This is a genomic window from Rhodococcus sp. GXMU-t2271 (assembly GCF_041414735.1).
GTDB lineage: Bacteria > Actinomycetota > Actinomycetes > Mycobacteriales > Mycobacteriaceae > Rhodococcus > Rhodococcus indonesiensis.
This window is the reverse complement of the sequence record NZ_JAUIZP010000038.1, coordinates 1-18975: the sequence shown is the minus strand read 5'-3', so window position 1 is coordinate 18975 and position 18975 is coordinate 1. Positions and strand designations below refer to the sequence as shown.

Here is an 18975-nt window from a genome sequence, read left to right as displayed (position 1 = left end):
GACCATGGCTGGAGACATCGTCCCGATCGAGCTCGGTCTCACCGACGGCGACGTCGCGACCCTCTGGGCGCCGCGGTGGCGCGAGGGCGACGACGAATGGGAGGCGTTCCTCGGCCACGGTGACGATCTGTATGCGTTCGGTGCGGTGGCCGAACTCGTCGCGTTCGTCCGCTCCGGCGCCGACAACGACCTCGTCGAGCATCCGGCCTGGCCGGTCGTGTCCAAACTCGCGGCGGAGGAGTTCGAGCCGGACGAGAGCCATTCGTACGACTTGATCGGCGTGCCGGAACTCGTGGCGGACGACGCGGATCCGGAGTCCGTCGCCGAACTGCAGAACACGTTCGACATCGCGTCCGTCCTCGGCGACGTGTGCGAACTCGAGCCGGTGACGAAGTTCTTCGAGCGGGCCGAGATCGAGGCGCTGCTGAGCCACGGAGTCGCGGCGTTCGAGGGCCGCGAGGGCGTGGAACTGTGGAATCGGGTCGGCGCGGCCGTTGCCGAGGACTGGGACGGGGTGCTCGACGCGATCGACGGCGTCGTGAAGTCACCCGCGGTGGACCCCGAACTCGTCGCCGAAGCCGAAGCGGAACTCGTCGCGGCCGAGGAGAACGTCGTCGAGGCCGAGGACGCGGCCGAGGAGGCGGAGGACGAGGAGTACGAGTTCGTCGACGGGGACGAGGAGACGAGCTTCTGGACCGCGGTCGGAATCGACCCGGTCAAGATCATCGCCTCCGACGGCACGTGGTTCACCCTGCGCTGCTACCTCGACGACGATGCGCTGTTCCTCGGCCGGGACGGGACGATACTGGTGTTCCCCACCGAGCGCGCCCTGGCGCGCTATCTGGCCGACCACCACGACCACGATCTGGCGGCGCTGAGTACCTACGACGACATCCGGCACGCCGCGACGGACGGTTCCCTCGAGATCGGCGTGACGGACGAGAACGTGTACGTGCTGCCCGGGATCGCCGACGACATCGAGCACGGCACGGAGGCGGTGGACGCCGATCAGCTGGATCTGGCGGTCGAGCTGTTCACCGACGCCGCGAACTACGCCGAGGACGACAGCACCGACGCCGCGCTGGCCGGCTCCACCGAGCTGGGCTGGTTCGTCAACTACGTGCTCGAACCGGATCCGACGCGGCTCGCGCCCAGCGCGCCGTTCACCGCGGAGGCCGAGGCGTGGCGGGCTCTCGAGCGGGAGTTCGAGGCCCGGCTGCACAAGCACTGACCGATCGCCGGAGCACCCGGCGGAGCATCGGCGGGGCGAACAGTTTCCCCGGCGGGTCCACCATCGCCGCGACGCGGAAGAATGCCCGGACCACCTCGGCATCCTGTACGGCAGCGGCGTGGACGAGCGGCAGATAACGGTTGGCCACGCGCACTTTCGCGCCGCGCCGGCCCTCGACCTCCGGCCAGGCGAGGTCTCCGCCGGTCGCCATGTCCCAGGGCACGGCGACGACCTTCGCCACGTCCCGGAACCACCGGTGCGGGTCCGGTTCCCGGCCGCGGGCCAGGTGTTCGGCGAGGAGCACGGCTTCGAACGCCGCGACGCTCATTCCCTGCGCGTAGATCGGGTCGAAGCTGCACACCGCGTCGCCGATCACCAGCAGTCCCTGCGGCAGCCGCCGGCACCGCTCGTAGCGCACGCGTCGGCTTGCCGGAAAGTGGTACGACCGGGGTGCGTCGAGCGGCTCGGCGTCCCGGATCGCGTCGTACACGTCCGGCCACGGCAAGGACCGCACGAAGTCCACCCAGCCCTCCGGTGAGGCCGGGGGCCGGTGACCGAGCATGCCCACCGCCGTCACGAGACAGCGGCCGTTCTCGATCGTCTGGAGGGCGGCGCCGCGCGGGTCCGGCGGGGACGGCGCGAGCAGAATGCCCAGGTCGCCGCCCATGTGTGCCGGATCGGCAGTGTAGGTGCGGGTGACGTACGTGAGATCGACGCGCACCTCCTCCCGCGCGGGCGGGGGGTATCCGAGCTGCTCGAGCCACGCCGGGGTTCGCGAACCGCGCCCGGTGGCGTCGACGACGAGGTCGGCGTCGAGGACTTCCTCGCCGCTGCCGTCCGCCCTGCGGAGCACGCGCACGCCGGTGACCCGTCGACCGTCGCTGCTCACGGTCGGCCCCAGGGCGTCGCACCGGTCGACGATCCGCACTCCCGGTAGTGCGGCGACACGGGACCGTATCCGACGTTCGAGATTCGGCCGGCTCGCGCTCACCGCCGTCAGGCCACTTGCCGCCTGCCGGAGGCGGTGGCCGCCGAGATACCAGCGCACGTCGCCGCACTGGTCCACCATCGGCGCCCCGTCTGCGACGAGTTCTGCGGTGAGGCCGGGCAGGAGTTTCTCCATGGCGCGCATCCCGCCGGCCACCAGCACATGGATGTGGCGTCCCTGCGGCACACAGCGCCGCGCCGCGGCGCCGTCCGGCAGCCTGTCGTGGTCGATCACCACCACATCCGAGTACGCATCCGACAACACCCGTGCGGCCAGCAGACCGGCCGTTCCCACTCCGAGTACCACGGCACGCTCACCGATTCGTGTCGTCATTTCCGGCACCTCCTCGTTCGAGTGCGAGAAGCATGCGGCCGGAATCTGCTCGGTCACCAGTCCGTTCGGTACTCGACTGTGCTCACTGCCGGCGGCCGTACACCTCCTGGTCCCACAGCCAGGACACGATCCGCTCGACCCCTGCGGTCAGATGCCGGCGATACGTGCTGAACGGCAGGCCGAGCGCCGCTGCGGCCGATTCCTGGGTCGCGGCCGGTCGCAGGTACGTCCGGTCCACGGCCCGCAGCAGTTTGTCGTCGCGGGGATGGTCGGCCAGGGTGGTGACCGCGTCGCGCAGCACCTCCTCGAGCAGCGCAGCGTCGGGTTCCCCGGAGCCGGTCCGGTCGTGGAGCACCCGAGTTCGCAGCAGCGGATTGCGGGCGAGGAGGTCGTGTCGCCGCAGGTCGTGCAGTCCCTGCTTGACCGACTGCGCGAACTCGGGTTGGGAGAGCACGAGCAGCACGGGTGCGCCGGGCACGGAGGGGGACGGACCGCGAGCCAGCGCCCGCTCCGTCACCCGCTCGAGCCAGGCGTCGACCGGGACGCGCCGGAAATCGTGGGCGAACAAGCCGAACCGGCGGCGACCGACGACGAAATCGCCGCCGTCGACCCGCGGCAGATCGGCCACGGCGAAGTAGTCGTCCCACCGGTCCGGCTCGGCCAGGACGAGCACGTCGTAGGCAAGACCTCGAGTGGTGAGGCATCGCTGCATCGTGAGAATCGGGACTGCGTTGAGCGTCGGCGAGGGGTCCTGGTACGCCTCCCGGTCCACGACGAAGCGGGTCTGGGTGACGACCTCGCCCTCGCGCAGCGGCGTACATCGCTGCACGGCCCGCCATCCCGCCGCGGCGCCCGGGTCGCCGACCCGATCCGCCTCGGTGGCGCGGGTGAGGTCCAGCAGCCCGATCACCCCGCGGACGGTCCCGTCCAGGTCCCGGAGCACGAAGAAGCCGTCCGGTTGCCGTGCGAGCCACCACCGTGCGAGCTGTGCGGATTCCTCGCCCTCCGCAGCCCGGACCAGCTCGACGACCGCCGCGTGGTCGGCAGCGGTGGCGGGCTCGGGATAGTGCCGGCCCCAGCTCTCCCACTGCACCGGCGACAGCACGCCGGCGAGGTTGCGGAACACGAACTTCAGATCGAAGATCGCCTGCTGTTGCCGCCGGCCGGTCGCCGAGTCGAGCACCCGGTGGATGTGCCGCCACACCTGGCGGAAGACGTCGGCGTAGCTGTCGGCGTCCCGCCACCACAGGTCGGCGTCGATGACGTCGCGGGCCAGGTCGTGAGGATGGAGACCGTCGGCTCCGGTCTCGACGAAGGACAGGCCCCGAAGCCACCGGAACGCGTCGTGGGCGCAGTCGTCGTCCGCCCCGAGCGCGTCCCGCAGGAGCGATTCCGTGGTCACGCGGGCGAGGGCGCACACCTCGAGTGCCCGACGGCGGACAGTGCCCGGTTCCTCGTCGACGAACCGGTGCAGCAGCATCCCCACGAGGTCGGGGGTCAGCGGATCCGCGTCCGTGCTGCCGCCGCGGAGCACCGCGTCGGCGAGCAACGACAGCGCCAACGGGTGGCCGTGGGCCACGCGGCAGAGGCGCTCGTGCAGGTCGTCGCGGACCCCGGCGGCGCGCAGGTACTCGACGCTCTCCGGTGGCGCGAGGTTGCGCAGCGACACCACTCGCAGCAGATCGCCCCATGCCGGATCCGACCGCCACTGCGGCGACGGTGGATTCCGTCCCGCGATCACGACTATCGCGTCTTCCGGCAACCGCGGCAGCAGATTCCGGCGGATCCAGCCGTCGATCGGTGCGAGTGCCTCGTACGTGTCGATCACCGTCACGAGCCGTTGCCCGGAGGTGGTGGCGATTCGGTCCGCGTCCACGTCGAGGTGGTCCGCCAAAGCCGCGAGCACGGCAACCGGGTCGGGGACGAGGTCTCTCCCGTCGAGACGCACGAGAGCGGATCCGGCAGCCACGGCGAGATCGGCGACCTCGTCGAGCAGGCTCGTCTTGCCGATCCCTCCGGGTCCGTACAGGTACAGCACCGAGAACGGGGATCGAGGCGCGTCGAGTGCGGCACGTACCAGTTCGAGTTCGGCCGAACGCCCGACGAACCGGCGGCGGCGGCGCGCGGCGAGCACGTCGCCGAGAGTTGCCGAGGGCGGGACGCGGTCCCTCATACCTCGACCCTACGAGGTGACGACCGCCGGCGGTACCGTCAGCCGATCAGGACGGCGTAGCCGGGCTTGATCACGTTGTCGATGAGCTCGAGCCGCTGGTCGAACGGCAGGAACGCGGACTTCATCGCGTTGATCGTGAACCGCTCGAGGTCGGACCATCCGTACCCGAACGTCTCGACGAGCCGCATCATCTCCTTGCTCATCGTGGTGTCGCTCATCAGCCGGTTGTCGGTGTTGACGGTGACCCGGAACCGCAGACGCGCCAGCAGGTCGAACGGGTGCCGTTCGAGGGTGTCGACGGCACCGGTCTGCACGTTCGAACTCGGGCACAGCTCGAGTGGGATCCGCTTGTCGCGCACGTAGTTCGCCAGCAGGCCGAGGGTGGCGGTGCCGTCCTCGGCGACGGTGATGTCGTCGACGATGCGCACGCCGTGGCCCAGGCGGTCGGTGCCGCAGAACGCGATGGCCTCGTGGATGGACGGCAGTCCGAATGCCTCTCCCGCGTGGATCGTGAAGTGCGCGTTGGCGGCGCGCATGTACTCGAAGGCATCGAGATGCCGGCTCGGTGGGTAGCCGGCCTCGGCGCCGGCGATGTCGAACCCGACGACGCCGCGGTCGCGGAACCGCACCGTGAGTTCGGCGATCTCCCGGGACCGGGCGGCGTGCCGCATCGCGGTGAGCAGCAGCCGCACCCGGATCGGCTGGGCCCCGGAGGCCTCCACCGCGGACTCCCCCGATCGGAAACCTTCGAGCACGTGCTCGACCACGGAGTCCAGGTCGAGCCCCCGCTCGAGGTGCTGTTCGGGCGCGAACCGGACCTCGGCGTAGACGACGCCGTCGGCGGCGAGGTCGAGCACGCATTCGCGGGCGACTCGCTCGAGGCCGTCCGGGGTCTGCATGACGGCCACGGTGTGCGCGAACGTTTCGAGGTAGCGCTCGAGCGACCCGCTGTCGGCCGAGTCCCGGAACCAGCGCGCCAGCTCGGGCTCCGTGCCGGCCGGCAGCCGGTATCCGCAGGCATCGGCCAGTTCGAGCACGGTTCCCGGCCGCAGACCGCCGTCGAGGTGGTCGTGCAGAAGCACTTTCGGCGCGGTCCGCAGGGCGGGTTCGGTCAGTGTCGTCGTCGCCGGCTCCGTCATGCCCCGACGGTAGTCGGCTAGGCGGTGATCCGCTCGACGACGAGCGGCCGTGTCGCCGGCGCGGAATCGGAGATGTGCACGCCCTCGCCGAGGGTCGCCATCGCGGCAGGGAACTTCGCCGGAGTGTCGGTGTGCAGGGTGGCGATCGTGTCCCCGGCGCGGACCCGGTCCCCCGGCTTCGCGTGCAGCTCGATCCCCGCTGCGGCCTGCACGGGTTCGCCCTGCCGTTCCCGCCCGGCGCCGAGTCGCCATGCGGCCACACCCACCGCCATCGCGTCGAGTTCGGCCAGCACGCCGTCGCCGGGTGCGCGCAGTTCCTCCGTGTACCGGGCCGTGGGCAGCGGTGCGTCGGGGTCCCCGCCCTGCGCGGCGATCATCGCGCGCCACCGGTCCATGGCGGTGCCGTCGCGCAGCCGGTCCGCGGGGTCGACGTCGTCGCGGCCGACGGCGGCGAGCATTTCGCGGGCGAGGGCGAGGGTCAGCTCGACCACGTCGGGCGGGCCGGCACCGGCGAGTACATCGACGGCCTCGCGCACCTCGAGGGCGTTGCCGGCGGTGCGTCCGAGCGGGACGTCCATCCGGGTGAGGAGCGCGGTGGTGTGCAGTCCCTCGTCCTCGCCCAGCTCGACCATGGTGCGGGCGAGCTCGCGGGCGTCGCCCAGGTTCTTCATGAACGCCCCGGAGCCGACCTTGACGTCGAGGACGAGGGCGCCGGTGCCTTCGGCGATCTTCTTGCTCATGATCGAGCTGGCGATCAGGGGAATGGACTCGACCGTGCCGGTGACATCGCGCAGGGCGTAGAGGCGGCGGTCGGCCGGGGCGAGGTCGGCGCCGGCCGCGCAGACGACGGCACCCACCTCCGGGTCGGCGAGGATCTCGGCGATCTCGGTGGTGCTCATTTCCGCCCGCCAGCCGGGAATCGCCTCGAGCTTGTCCAGGGTGCCGCCGGTGTGGCCGAGTCCGCGGCCGGAGAGCTGGGGTACTGCGACGCCGCAGGCGGCGACGAGCGGGGCCAGCGGAAGGGTGATCTTGTCGCCTACACCGCCGGTGGAGTGCTTGTCGACGGTGGGCAGGCCCAGGCCGGTGAAGTCGAGGCGCCGGCCCGAGTCGATCATTGCGGTGGTCCAGCGGGCGGTCTCGGCGCGCGTCATGCCCCGGAAGTAGACCGCCATCGCGAGGGCCGCCATCTGCTCGTCCGCGACGACGCCGCGGGTGAACGCCTCGATGATCCAGTCGATCTCGGCGCCGCTGAGTTCCTTGCCGTCCCGTTTGCGGGTGATGATCGACAGGGCGTCAGGCACGGTCGGTCCCTCCCGTCTCGCGCACCGCATCCAGGTCGCCGGGCCCGAACGCGTCCGGCAGCAGTTCGGAAATGGGGCGCGGACCGCGATGCGTGTCGACCTCGAGGCCGGGACCACCGTGTTCGGCGAGGATCTGCCGGCAGCGCCCGCACGGGCTCAGGACGGCTCCGCGAGCGTCGCAGACGGCGACGGCACGCAACCGCCCGCCACCACCGGAAATCAAGTTACCGACCAGTACGCACTCGGCGCACAGGCCCACTCCGTGTGAGACATTTTCCACATTGCATCCGACGACTATCCGTCCGTCGTCCACGAGCGCCGCGGCCCCCACCGGGAAACGGGAGTAGGGTGCATACGCGCGGCCCATCACCTCATGTGCTTTGGCGCGCAAGGTTTTCCAGTCTACGTCCGGCATAGTTGCCCATCCTGTCACGGTGGTCGATTCCACGATTCACCGACCCGGCCGGGCCAGATCACAGTTGGAAAGGCAAACCTAACTTGCAATTCGGCGGCCGTACGAACCGCCACGCGAATTAGTTCCCGACTTTCGAATAGGACTAAAGTCGGTCGAAGTCGGTTCAGGTTCACGTCGAGCCCGTGCTGCGGAATCCCCCAGAGGCTGGAGAGGCTCGACGCGTCCACCATTGACGTTGGAGGCACAGCACTCGATGAGCAGCACGACTGAAGCCGCTCCCGCACCGGGGCGCACACGGTCGCTTTACCGGGGAGACCCGGGCATGTGGTCCTGGGTTCTGCACCGGATCACAGGCGTGGCGACATTTTTCTTCCTTTTCGTCCACGTCCTGGACACGGCACTCGTCCGGGTCAATCCCGAAACCTACGACAGTGTCATCGAGACCTACAAGAATCCCGTCGTCGGGCTCATGGAGCTCGGGTTGGTGGCGATGGTGCTCTACCACGCCCTCAACGGCCTGCGCGTGATGCTCGTGGACTTCTGGTCCAAGGGCCCGCAGTACCAGCGGGTGATGCTCTGGACGGTCCTGGCGATCTGGTTCGTGGTGATGATCCCGGCCGCCGGTCGCATCTTCTACAACATGTTTGCGGGGCACTGAGATGACTGAAGCCAAGACTCTCGGCAAGGCGTACGACCGCCCGGCCAGCCTCGACAATCCGCGCTCCCCGCGCCGTGCCGCGAAGAACAACTTCGAGCTCTACGCCTGGTTGTTCATGCGCCTGTCCGGCCTTGCGCTGATCATCCTGGTGCTCGGCCACCTGTTCATCATGCTGATGCTGGACGAGGGCGTGCACCGCATCAACTTCGCGTTCGTCGCCGGACGCTGGTCCAGCCCGTTCTGGCAGTTCTGGGACCTGTCGATGCTCTGGCTCGCGCAGCTCCACGGCGGCAACGGCCTGCGCACCGTCATCGCGGACTACTCCCGCAAGGACTCGACCCGATTCTGGCTCAACACGATCCTGGTCGTGTCGATGATCCTGATCATGGGCCTGGGCACCTACGTGATCTTCACCTTCGACCCCAACATCGTTGCGAGCTAGGGGAGCTACGACTTCATGCAGGAACATCGTTATGACGTGGTCATCGTCGGTGCCGGCGGCGCCGGCATGCGTGCGGCCATCGAGGCCGGTCCCCGCGCCCGCACCGCAGTTCTGACCAAGCTCTACCCCACCCGCAGCCACACCGGCGCCGCGCAGGGCGGCATGTGCGCCGCCCTCGCGAACGTCGAGGAGGACAACTGGGAGTGGCACACCTTCGACACCGTCAAGGGTGGCGACTACCTCGTCGACCAGGACGCTGCGGAGATCATGGCCAAGGAGGCCATCGACGCGGTGCTCGACCTCGAGAAGATGGGTCTGCCGTTCAACCGCACCCCCGAGGGCAAGATCGACCAGCGCCGGTTCGGTGGCCACACCCGTGACCACGGCAAGGCCCCGGTACGGCGCGCCTGCTACGCGGCCGACCGCACCGGCCACATGATCCTGCAGACGCTCTACCAGAACTGCGTCAAGCACGACGTGGAGTTCTTCAACGAGTTCTACGCCCTCGACATCGCGCTGACGCAGACCCCCGAGGGTCCCGTCGCCACCGGCGTCATCGCCTACGAGCTCGCCACCGGCGAGATCCACATCTTCCACGCGAAGTCGATCGTGTTCGCCACCGGCGGCTCGGGCCGGATGTACAAGACGACGTCCAACGCGCACACCCTCACCGGTGACGGCATGGGCATCATCTTCCGCAAGGGCCTGCCGCTCGAGGACATGGAGTTCCACCAGTTCCACCCGACGGGACTCGCGGGCCTTGGCATCCTGATCTCCGAGGCCGTGCGCGGCGAGGGCGGCATCCTCCGCAACGCCGACGGCGAGCGCTTCATGGAGCGCTACGCCCCCACCATCAAGGACCTCGCGCCCCGCGACATCGTCGCCCGCTCGATGGTGCTCGAGGTGCTCGAGGGCCGCGGCGCCGGACCGAACAAGGACTACGTCTACATCGACGTGACCCACCTCGGTGAGGACGTCCTCGAGGAGAAGCTCCCGGACATCACCGAGTTCGCCCGCACCTACCTCGGCGTCGACCCCGTCACCGAGCTCGTGCCGGTGTACCCGACCTGCCACTACGTGATGGGCGGCATCCCCACCAAGATCAACGGTGAGGTGCTGCGCAACAACGAGGACGAGGTCCCGGGCCTGTACGCCGCCGGCGAGTGCGCCTGCGTCTCCGTCCACGGCGCCAACCGCCTCGGCACCAACTCGCTGCTCGACATCAACGTGTTCGGCCGTCGCGCCGGCATCGCTGCCGCCGAGTACGCGAACACCCACGACCACGTGGACCTGCCGGAGGACCCGGCCCGCAACGTCGTGGAGTGGCTCGAGCGGATCCTGGGCGCGGGTGGCAAGGAGCGCGTGGCGGACATCCGCAGCGAGCTGCAGCAGTCCATGGACAACAACGCCTCGGTGTTCCGCACCGAGGAGACGCTCACCAAGGCGCTCGAGGACATCCACGCGCTGAAGGAGCGGTACAAGCACATCACCGTCCAGGACAAGGGCAAGCGCTACAACAGCGACCTGCTCGAGGCCGTCGAGCTGGGCTTCCTGCTCGAGATGGCCGAGGTCACCGTCGCCGGTGCGCTCAACCGGAAGGAATCGCGCGGCGGTCACGCCCGCGAGGACTTCCCGAAGCGCGACGACGAGAAGTTCCTCAAGCACACCATGGCCTACAAGGAGGGAACGGAGCTGATCTCCCCCATCCGCCTGGACTACAAGCCGGTGGTGCAGACCCGCTACGAGCCGATGGAGCGGAAGTACTGATGACAACCCTCGAGAAGAACGAAGCCGACGTCTCGAACCTGCCACCCGTGCCCGAGGGCGCCACGATGGTCACCCTCAAGATCGCGCGGTTCAACCCCGAGGACGGCAAGGGTCAGCACTGGGACAGCTTCCAGGTTCCGGCGCTGCCGTCGGACCGCATGCTCAACCTGCTGCTCTACGTGAAGGGCTACCTCGACGGCACCCTCACGTTCCGCCGCAGCTGCGCGCACGGCGTGTGCGGCTCCGACGCGATGCGGATCAACGGCGTCAACCGCCTGGCCTGCAAGATCCTGATGAAAGACATGCTGCCCAAGGACGGCAAGCCGGTGACCATCACCGTCGAGCCGATCCGCGGCCTGCCGGTCGAGAAGGACCTCGTCGTCGACATGGAGCCCTTCTTCGACGCGTTCCGCGCCGTGAAGCCGTTCCTCATCGCCACCGGCAACGAGCCCACCCGCGAGCGGATCCAGTCGCAGGCCGACCGGGCCCGCTTCGACGACACCACCAAGTGCATCCTCTGCGCGTGCTGCACCACCTCGTGCCCGGTGTACTGGAACGACGGCAGCTACTTCGGTCCCGCCGCCATCGTCAACGCGCACCGGTTCATCTTCGACAGCCGTGACGAGGGCGCCGCCGAGCGTCTCGACATCCTCAACGACGTCGAGGGCGTGTGGCGCTGCCGCACCACCTTCAACTGCACCGATGCGTGCCCCCGCGGCATCCAGGTGACGAAGGCGATCCAGGAGGTCAAGCGCGCGCTGCTGTTCGCTCGCTGATCCCCGTACCCGACGAAGGCTCCGCACTCGACCCGAGTGCGGAGCCTTCGTCGTCGCATCAGCCCGGAACGACGACGCCGCGACCGCGGATGCTGCCCTCGCGCAGCCGCCGGTAGGCCGTGGGCCCCTCGTCGAGGGTGAACGTCTCGGTGTGGATGTCCAGCCGGCCGGCGCGGGCCAGCTCCACGACCTCCATCAGCTCGGACCGGGTGCCCCAGTACGGGGTCACGACGGAGGCCCCGAACGGGATCATGAAGAAGCCGACCTTGGCATGCGCGCCGGTGTGGATGCCGACGACCGAGATGTGCCCGTCGACCGCGACCACCTCCTGGGCCATGTCGATCGTGCTCTGGGCGCCGACGAAGTCGAACACCGCCGTCGCCCCCTCACCGCCGGCCAGTTCCCGGACCGCGTCCACCGCACCGGCGCCCGACTTCACCGCCGCGTCGGCACCGACCTCACGGGCGAGTGCGAGGCGGTCATCGTCGAGATCGACGGCGATCACGCGGGCCGCGCTGACTGCGCGCAGAATCTGGATGCCGACGTGCCCGAGTCCGCCGACCCCGATGACGACCGCCGTCGAGCCGGGTCCCAGCAGCGGCAGGACCCGCGAGATCGCGTGGTACGGCGTCAGGCCGGCGTCGGTGAGCGGAACCGCGGCGACCGGGTCGAGGTCCCCGATCGGGACGAGGTGGCGCGCCGAGTCGACGATCATGTACTCGGCCATCGACCCGGGCGAGCCGAGACCGGGCGGGGTGATACCCAGTTCGGCGGCGCGGGTGCAGTAGTTCTCGCGGCCACGCGCGCACGCGTGGCACGCACCGCAACCCCACGGCCCGTACACGGCGACGGCGTCCCCCGTCTCGAATCCGGTGACGCCGTCACCGAGTTCGGCGACGGTGCCGACACCCTCGTGGCCGAGGGTGAGGGGAAGACCGTAGGCGTACTGCTCCGCCGGCATGTCCATCACGAAGATGTCCGAGTGGCACAACCCGGCCGCGGTGACCTTCAGCAGGATCTCACCCGGCCCGGGCGACGGAGTCGGGACGTCGACGACGACCGGCTCGGAGCCGATCTCGGTGTACTGGAGGGCTTTCATGCGCCCGACTCTACGACCGGGGGGGTGGGCCCGCCCGGTGCTACAGCGACTCTTCCACTGCGCGACGCCGGCCGTTCCGGCGCCGGACGTCAGGCAGTCCGGACGAGCATCTTGCCGACGTTGCGCCCGCGCATGAGGTCGAGGAAGGCATCCACCGAGTTGCCGATGCCGTCGACGACCGTCTCGTCGAATACCACGTCGCCAGCCGCGAGCCACGGCCCCATCTTCGCCGCGAACTCGGGGAAGACGTGGGTGTAGTGGCCGAGGGTGAAGCCCTGCAGGGTCAGCCCCCGGGTGATGATGTTGGCCATGTTGTCCGGCCCGGCCGTGCGTTCGGTGTTGTTGTACAGGGCGATCGCGCCGCACAGGGCGGCCCGGCCGCCGTCGCGCAGGACGTCCAGGGCTGCCTCGAGATGGTCGCCGCCGACATTGTCGAAGTACACGTCGATCCCGTCGGGGGCGGCCCGGCGCAGCTGACGCCGCACGGGCGCCGACTTGTAGTCGAACGCGTCGTCGTAGCCGTAGCGCTCGGTGAGCATCGCGACCTTGCTCTCGGAGCCGGCGGAGCCGAGCACCCGGCTCGCGCCCTCGAGCCGGGCGATCTGTCCGGCGGCGGTGCCCACTGCTCCGGCGGCCCCGGAGACGAAGACGGTGTCACCCGGCTGCAGGCGGGCGATGTGCATCAGACCGACGTAGGCGGTCAGCCCCGTCAGGCCGAGGATGCCGAGGTAGGCGGAAATCGGAACCCCCGGAAGCTCGTCGACCACCCGGAAGGCCCTGGCGTCGCCCTGCGCGACGTCGCGCCAGCCCAGATCGTGCAGCACGACCGAGCCGACGGGGTGGGCCGGCGACGTCGACTCCACGACGCGGCCGACGGCGCCGCCGGTCATGGTCTCGCCCAGGGCGAACGGCGGGATGTAGGACTTGACGTCGTTCATCCGTCCCCGCATGTAGGGGTCGACCGAGACGAACTCGTTGACGACACGGACCTGGTTCGGACCGAGGTCGGGCAGGTCGACCGTCACGGTGCGGAAGTCGTCGTGCGACGGCCAGCCGACGGGACGCCGGACCAGTTGGATCTGGGTGCTAGAGGTCACCGGGTGTGAACCTTCCTCACGTCTCGAGCCGCTGGGACTGTCCCGGCGGCTCCGGAGTATTGAACTGACCTTTCCAATATATACTGGACCGGTCATTGCACAACGGAGATCGGAAGGGCGCATGGGACGGCCACCGGGGTTCGACACCGCCGACGTCGTGGAACGGGCACGGGATTTGTTCTGGGACAAGGGTTTCGAGGCCACCTCCGTTCCCGAGCTCGAGCGGGCGACGGGCCTGAACCGGTCGAGTCTCTACAACGCCTTCACCAGCAAGCGCGGCTTGTTCGACGCCGCGGTGCGCGACTACCTCGACCGTGTCGTCCACCCCCGGCTGCGCGTCCTCACCGACGAACCGACCGCCCCCGATGCGGCGGCACACTACTTCCGGGCGCTGGCCCGCACCGTCGCGGCCCTCCCGGACGACTCGCCGCGCCGCGGCTGCCTGCTGCTCAACAGCGCCGCCGGCCTCGCCGCGCACGACGAGACGCAACGCGCGGTCGTCACCGCCTACCGCACCGAGCTGGCGACCGCGTTCGCGCACGCGCTGCGCGCCCTCGATCCCGCCGCCGACGACGAGACGCTCGCCCGGCGGGTGCGGGTACTGACGTCGCTGTCGACGAGCACCCTGCTCCTCGCCCGCGTCGACCGCGACGAGGCGGTCGCTACCGCCGAAACCGCGATCGCGCAGCTCGACGAATGGCGCGCGAGCGCTCGCTGAGCAGGACCCCGCCGAGCGCTCCGGCACCGACGAGGGCCAGACCGCCCCGCAGCCCGGGCCCCTCGTGCACCTCCACGCGCGGTGTGATCCGTGCCAGCTCCGGGGGCGGCACGTGAGCCATGACCAGATTCTCCTTGGACGACGCGGCCCACGCGGTGGCGAACAACACCATCCGGGCGGTCAGGTTCGCGAACACCAGCACGCCGAGGATCGGGCCGAAGGCCACCCCGGCGGGGCCGCTGGTGACCCGGGAGAGGTAGATCGAACCGACCTGCTTGAAGAGTTCGAACGCCACGGCGGCGAGCAGACCGGCGCGCATCGCGCTGCGGAAGGTGACGGGTTCCCGGGGCAGCCGGGCGATCACCCAGGTGAACAGCACCCACGTCGCGCACACGGAAATGGCGATCGTCGCCGCCGTCAGCGCCACGCCGACGCCGGGCACGTTCTCGAGCCGCAGCAGACCGACGAAGAAGTCCATGACCGGTCCGCTGCTCGCGGCCGACAGGGCCAGCGACGCCACGATGGCGAGGCCGAGGCCGAGGAGGGTCAGCACGTCGTTGACCTTGGTGCGCACGAACCCCGTCTTGCCGTGCGGATGGTCCCACATCGCCGTGAGCGCGTCCCGCAGGTTGGTGATCCAGCCGATTCCTGCATATGCGGCGGTGAGCAGACCGAGGGTGCCCACGGCACTGCGGGAGGCGATCGCGGAGTCGACCAGGCCCTGTACCGTCGCGCCGAGTTCACCGGGGATGTTCTGGGCGATCGCGGTCTGCAGCTGTTCGAGGGTCTCGGGCCGGCCCGCGAGCACGAAGCCGGCAATCGAGAACGACAGCATCAGGATGGGAATCAGGGACAGCACACTGAAGTACGTGATCCCTGCCGCGTAGTAGTCGCCCTTCTGCTCCTGGTATCGCAAGCCGGCCCGCACCAGATGGTCGAGTGCCGGATGCGCCGCGCGCTGCCGCTCGAGAAACCCCGGTTTCGACGGTTCGGTGGAATCGTCGGCCATCGGTGGGCAACTCCTTCCGCGTTCCGCCGCCCGTGTGCTGCGTCCGGCGCACGCCCCGGCTCACTTGCGGGGCAGGAATCCCACCTTGTCATAGACCTGGCCGAGTGTCCGGGAAGCCACCTCGCGGGCCTGGTCGGCGCCGGTCGACAGGATGCGCAGCAGTTCCGCCTCGTCGGCGAGGTACTCGTCCACCTTCGCCTGCAACGGGGTGACGAACTCGGTGAGCACCTCCGCGGTGTCGGTCTTGAGGTCGCCGTATCCCTTGCCCGCGTAGCCGGCCACGAGTTCGTCGACGGGCCGGCCGGACAGGGCGGCCTGAATGGTGAGCAGGTTGCTCACGCCGGGCTTGTTCGCGGGGTCGAAGCGGATCTCGCGCTCGTTGTCCGTCACCGCCGACTTGATCTTCTTCGCCGAAACCTTCGGATCGTCGAGCAGGTTGATCAGGCCGGCCGGGGTCGCGGCGGACTTGCTCATCTTCGCCGTGGGGTTCTGCAGGTCGTAGATCTTGGCGGTGCCCTTGATGATCTGCGGCTCGGGAACGACGAACGTCTTGCCGAACCTGGTGTTGAACCGCTGGGCGAGATCCCGGGTCAGCTCGAGGTGCTGACGCTGATCCTCCCCCACCGGCACCCGCTGCGGCCGGTACAGCAGGATGTCCGCCGCCATCAGCACCGGGTAGGTGAACAGACCGACGCTGGCGTGCTCGGTGCCCTCCTTGGCGGACTTGTCCTTGAACTGCGTCATCCGGCCCGCCTCGCCGAAGCCGGTGATACAGCTCAGCACCCACGCCAGCTCGGCGTGCTCGGGTACCTGACTCTGGACGAACAGCACCGACCGGTCCGGATCGATGCCGACGGCGAGCAGCTGCGCGGCCGCCCGCAGAGTGCGCCGGCGCAACCCCTTCGGATCCTGCGGCACGGTGATCGCGTGCAGATCGGGGATGAAGTAGTAGGCGTCGAACTCGTCCTGCAACGGAACCCACTGCTGCAGCGCGCCGAGGAAGTTCCCGAGGTGGAACGAATCGGAGGTCGGCTGGATACCCGACAGCACCCGGGGCCGGGCGGTCGGCGTGGTGGTGTTCTGTTCTGCAGTGCTCGCCATGGTTGTCGATACTTTCACGTGCGGGAAGAGCCGCTCCCGGGAGGTCGGCTCCGATCGCGGGGTCCGCCCGGATCAGCGGAACTGCACGGTGACCGGGGCGTGGTCCGACCAGCGCTCGGCATAGGTGGCAGCGCGCTCGACGCGGGCCTCCTTCGCCCGGGCGGCCAGCCCCGCCGTCGCGAGGTGGTAGTCGATCCGCCAGCCGGCGTCGGTGTCGAACGCCTTGCCGCGGTAGGACCACCAGGAATACGGGCCGTCGACGTCGGGGTGCAGGGCGCGCACCACGTCGACCCAGCGGCCGTCGGCGAGGAGGGCATCGAGCCAGGCGCGTTCGCCGGGCAGGAACCCGGACTTCTTCACGTTGCCCTTCCAGTTCTTGATGTCGCGCTCGGTGTGGGCGATGTTCCAGTCCCCGCACACCACCATGTGCCGGCCCACGGCCTCCGCCTCGGCGGCCCGGTGGTTCAGGTGCGCCGCGAACGACGCCATGAACCGCTCCTTCTCTTCCTGCTTCGGGGTGTCGGCCTCCCCGGTGGGCAGGTACAGACTGCCGACGGTCAGATCGCCGAAGTCCGCCTCGACGTACCGTCCGGAGGCCGCGAACTCGTCCTCGTCGAACCCGACGCGGGAGGAGTCGGCGGGGCGCCGCGACAGGATCGCGACCCCGGCACGGCCCTTGGCCTCCGATTCGGCCGACACGACGTACCACCCGGCATCGAGGGCCGGCGCGATCGCCGCATGGAACTGCTGCTCGGTGGCGCGCACCTCCTGCAGGCACACGATGTCGGCGGGCTCGGTGGCCAGCCAGGCGAGCAGTCCCTTGCCGGCGGCGGCACGGACGCCGTTGACGTTGACGGTGGAGACGACATGAGGCACGCCGGTCACCGTAGCGGACGGACCCGACCCGCAACGACGACGGGACGCCCCCGGCAGGGGCGTCCCGTCGTGTGCGGTCCGTGCGTCAGGCGCGAGCCTTCTGGAGGTTCTCGTCGAGCGCGGCGAGGAACTCCTCGGTGGTCAGCCAGGCCTGCTCGGGTCCGATGAGCAGGGCGAGGTCCTTGGTCATCTGGCCGGCTTCGACGGTCTTGATGACGACGTCCTCGAGCTGCTGGGCGAACTCGATCACCTCGGGGGTGTTGTCGAGCTTGCCGCGGTGCTCGAGACCACGGGTCCAGGCGAAGATCGACGCGATCGGGTTGGTCGACGTCGGCTTGCCGGCCTGGTGCTGCCGGAAGTGCCGGGTGACGGTTCCGTGCGCAGCCTCGGCCTCGACGGTCTTTCCGTCCGGGGTCATGAGCACGGAGGTCATCAGGCCCAGCGAACCGTAGCCCTGCGCGACGGTGTCCGACTGCACGTCGCCGTCGTAGTTCTTGCAGGCCCAGACGTAACCGCCTTCCCACTTGAGCGAGGAAGCGACCATGTCGTCGATGAGGCGGTGCTCGTAGGTGAGTCCGGCGGCGTCGAACTCCGCCTTGAACTCCTCCTCGTAGATCCGCTGGAACTCGTCCTTGAACATGCCGTCGTAGGCCTTGAGGATCGTGTTCTTGGTCGAGAGGTAGACCGGGTAGTTCTGCTGCAGGCCGTAGGACAGCGAGGCCCGCGCGAAGTCCTGGATGGACTTCTTGTAGTTGTACATCCCCATGACGACGCCGCCGTCCTCGGGAATCTGGCACACCTCGTGCTGGATCGGCTCGGAGCCGTCCTCCGGCGTGAAGGTGATGGTGACGGTGCCCGGGCGGTCGACCTTGAAGTCGGTGGCGCGGTACTGGTCGCCGAAGGCGTGACGGCCGACGATGACCGGCTTGGTCCAGCCCGGCACCAGACGGGGCACGTTCGAGATGATGATCGGGGCACGGAAGATGGTGCCGCCCAGGATGTTACGGATCGTGCCGTTGGGCGAGCGCCACATCTTCTTCAGGCCGAACTCCTCGACCCGGGCCTCGTCCGGAGTGATGGTGGCGCACTTGACGCCGACGCCGTGCTTCTTGATGGCGTTGGCCGCATCCACGGTGACCTGGTCGTCGGTCGCATCGCGGTGCTCGATGCCGAGGTCGTAGTACTCGAGATTCACATCCAGGTAAGGATGGATCAGCTTGTCTTTGATGAACTGCCAGATGATGCGGGTCATCTCGTCGCCGTCGAGTTCGACGACCGTTCCCTCAACCTTGATCTTGGACATGTGCGCTTCGCGTCCTCCTAGGAAGTGTCCCTGGTCCCAAGTCGATCCCACTTTGTGGGTGCGATCGTGGTCGGCTCAATGAACCATTCATGGCGTGCTCACACGTACGGAACACGGTCCAAACAAGACGAGCGTACTGCTATTGCCCCGGTCCGCCAAGCGCACCCCCGACTACCCGCGGGTAACTTTCGCCTGCTCAGGCGCCCTACGCCGGCAGGTACGGGTCGCCTACCGAAGCGTCTGTTCGAGCCGCTAGACTCGCGCCAGGTCATGAGTACCAGCGTGAAGCCCCGGCTTGCTGGTCGGCAACCCTCCGGCCAGGGTGGGGTGCTCCGGGTGATGACCCGGTCGTCCGGCGACACGCCGCACGACAAGCCGGTCCGATGGAGGTATTCGTCATGAGGGTTGTGATCATGAGCTGTCGTCACTAGCCGCCCCCGACCTCCCGACCACGGCCAGTAAGGACATCATGACCGACAGCGAGAACACCCGGCGCGAAGACGGCTGGAGCTTCGAGACCAAGCAGATCCACGCGGGACAGCCCGCCGG

At 69.0% G+C, this 18975-nt stretch carries 17 protein-coding genes and 1 riboswitch; of the genes, 6 read left to right on the top strand and 11 right to left on the bottom strand.

The features are described from left to right. The first annotated feature begins 4 nt into the window (after positions 1-4). The gene (locus tag QYS60_RS15150) at positions 5-1231 is read left to right on the top strand and encodes a primosomal protein (RefSeq protein WP_371383555.1); all 1227 of its coding nucleotides are present in this window, start codon (positions 5-7) and stop codon (positions 1229-1231) included. Here the strand turns inward: QYS60_RS15150 and QYS60_RS15145 are convergent. From QYS60_RS15145 to QYS60_RS15125, 5 genes are all read right to left on the bottom strand, one after another. Further along, positions 1164-2552 carry an NAD(P)/FAD-dependent oxidoreductase gene (locus tag QYS60_RS15145; protein ID WP_371383554.1) on the bottom strand — a complete coding sequence of 463 codons (1389 nt, stop codon included), beginning with the start codon at positions 2550-2552 and terminating at the stop codon, positions 1164-1166. The two genes, QYS60_RS15150 and QYS60_RS15145, sit on opposite strands and share 68 nt — an antisense overlap. Before the next feature lie 82 nt (positions 2553-2634). Further along, positions 2635-4725 (bottom strand): ATP-binding protein, encoded by a 2091-nt coding sequence (locus QYS60_RS15140; RefSeq protein WP_371383553.1) that lies wholly within the window; start codon positions 4723-4725, stop codon positions 2635-2637. A 38-nt stretch (positions 4726-4763) separates the two neighbouring features. Beyond that, on the bottom strand, positions 4764-5864 hold the full coding sequence (locus QYS60_RS15135) for an adenosine deaminase (protein WP_289378742.1): 1101 nt from the start codon (positions 5862-5864) through the stop codon (positions 4764-4766). A gap of 17 nt (positions 5865-5881) precedes the next feature. Then, complete coding sequence (locus QYS60_RS15130; protein WP_371383552.1) at positions 5882-7165, bottom strand: thymidine phosphorylase; 1284 nt, start codon at positions 7163-7165, stop codon at positions 5882-5884. After that, positions 7158-7580, bottom strand: coding sequence for a cytidine deaminase (locus QYS60_RS15125; RefSeq protein ID WP_040781797.1), 423 nt, complete (start codon positions 7578-7580; stop codon positions 7158-7160). Before QYS60_RS15125 ends, QYS60_RS15130 begins: the two co-directional genes overlap by 8 nt. Before the next feature lie 253 nt (positions 7581-7833). Between QYS60_RS15125 and sdhC the strand changes: the two genes are divergently transcribed. Genes sdhC through QYS60_RS15105 form a run of 4 tightly spaced genes read left to right on the top strand, consistent with a single transcriptional unit; the run spans position 7834 to position 11223 of the window. Further along, positions 7834-8238 carry a succinate dehydrogenase, cytochrome b556 subunit gene (gene sdhC / locus QYS60_RS15120; protein WP_072786530.1) on the top strand — a complete coding sequence of 135 codons (405 nt, stop codon included), beginning with the start codon at positions 7834-7836 and terminating at the stop codon, positions 8236-8238. Between the two features lies 1 nt (position 8239). Continuing rightward, positions 8240-8680, top strand: a complete 441-nt coding sequence (locus QYS60_RS15115) for a succinate dehydrogenase hydrophobic membrane anchor subunit (protein WP_003935734.1) — start codon at positions 8240-8242, stop codon at positions 8678-8680. A 15-nt stretch (positions 8681-8695) separates the two neighbouring features. Continuing rightward, positions 8696-10447 carry a succinate dehydrogenase flavoprotein subunit gene (gene sdhA / locus QYS60_RS15110; protein ID WP_289378740.1) on the top strand — a complete coding sequence of 584 codons (1752 nt, stop codon included), beginning with the start codon at positions 8696-8698 and terminating at the stop codon, positions 10445-10447. Continuing rightward, complete coding sequence (locus QYS60_RS15105; protein WP_003935736.1) at positions 10447-11223, top strand: succinate dehydrogenase iron-sulfur subunit; 777 nt, start codon at positions 10447-10449, stop codon at positions 11221-11223. The genes sdhA and QYS60_RS15105 overlap by 1 nt, the downstream gene beginning before the upstream one ends. Before the next feature lie 58 nt (positions 11224-11281). On the opposite strand, the gene QYS60_RS15100 is transcribed toward QYS60_RS15105, so the two are convergent. Together QYS60_RS15100 and QYS60_RS15095 are read right to left on the bottom strand one after the other, a co-directional pair. Next, on the bottom strand, positions 11282-12322 hold the full coding sequence (locus tag QYS60_RS15100; protein ID WP_289378739.1) for an NAD(P)-dependent alcohol dehydrogenase: 1041 nt from the start codon (positions 12320-12322) through the stop codon (positions 11282-11284). 89 nt (positions 12323-12411) lie between these two features. Further along, positions 12412-13419, bottom strand: coding sequence for an NADP-dependent oxidoreductase (locus QYS60_RS15095; protein ID WP_371383551.1), 1008 nt, complete (start codon positions 13417-13419; stop codon positions 12412-12414). 121 nt (positions 13420-13540) lie between these two features. Here QYS60_RS15095 and QYS60_RS15090 point away from each other — a divergent pair, with 121 nt between their 5' ends. Beyond that, positions 13541-14137 carry a TetR/AcrR family transcriptional regulator gene (locus tag QYS60_RS15090; RefSeq protein WP_371383550.1) on the top strand — a complete coding sequence of 199 codons (597 nt, stop codon included), beginning with the start codon at positions 13541-13543 and terminating at the stop codon, positions 14135-14137. On the opposite strand, the gene yhjD is transcribed toward QYS60_RS15090, so the two are convergent. From yhjD to QYS60_RS15070, 4 genes are all read right to left on the bottom strand, one after another. Beyond that, complete coding sequence (yhjD, locus tag QYS60_RS15085; protein WP_289378733.1) at positions 14082-15146, bottom strand: inner membrane protein YhjD; 1065 nt, start codon at positions 15144-15146, stop codon at positions 14082-14084. The genes QYS60_RS15090 and yhjD overlap by 56 nt on opposite strands. A gap of 60 nt (positions 15147-15206) precedes the next feature. Beyond that, on the bottom strand, positions 15207-16247 hold the full coding sequence (gene trpS / locus QYS60_RS15080; RefSeq protein ID WP_003935743.1) for a tryptophan--tRNA ligase: 1041 nt from the start codon (positions 16245-16247) through the stop codon (positions 15207-15209). 72 nt (positions 16248-16319) lie between these two features. Continuing rightward, on the bottom strand, positions 16320-17123 hold the full coding sequence (locus QYS60_RS15075; protein WP_371383549.1) for an exodeoxyribonuclease III: 804 nt from the start codon (positions 17121-17123) through the stop codon (positions 16320-16322). Between the two features lie 85 nt (positions 17124-17208). Beyond that, the gene (locus tag QYS60_RS15070; protein WP_003935745.1) at positions 17209-18426 is read right to left on the bottom strand and encodes an NADP-dependent isocitrate dehydrogenase; all 1218 of its coding nucleotides are present in this window, start codon (positions 18424-18426) and stop codon (positions 17209-17211) included. A gap of 266 nt (positions 18427-18692) precedes the next feature. Beyond that, a riboswitch (SAM riboswitch) is annotated at positions 18693-18808 on the top strand. The last annotated feature ends 167 nt before the right edge of the window (positions 18809-18975 follow it).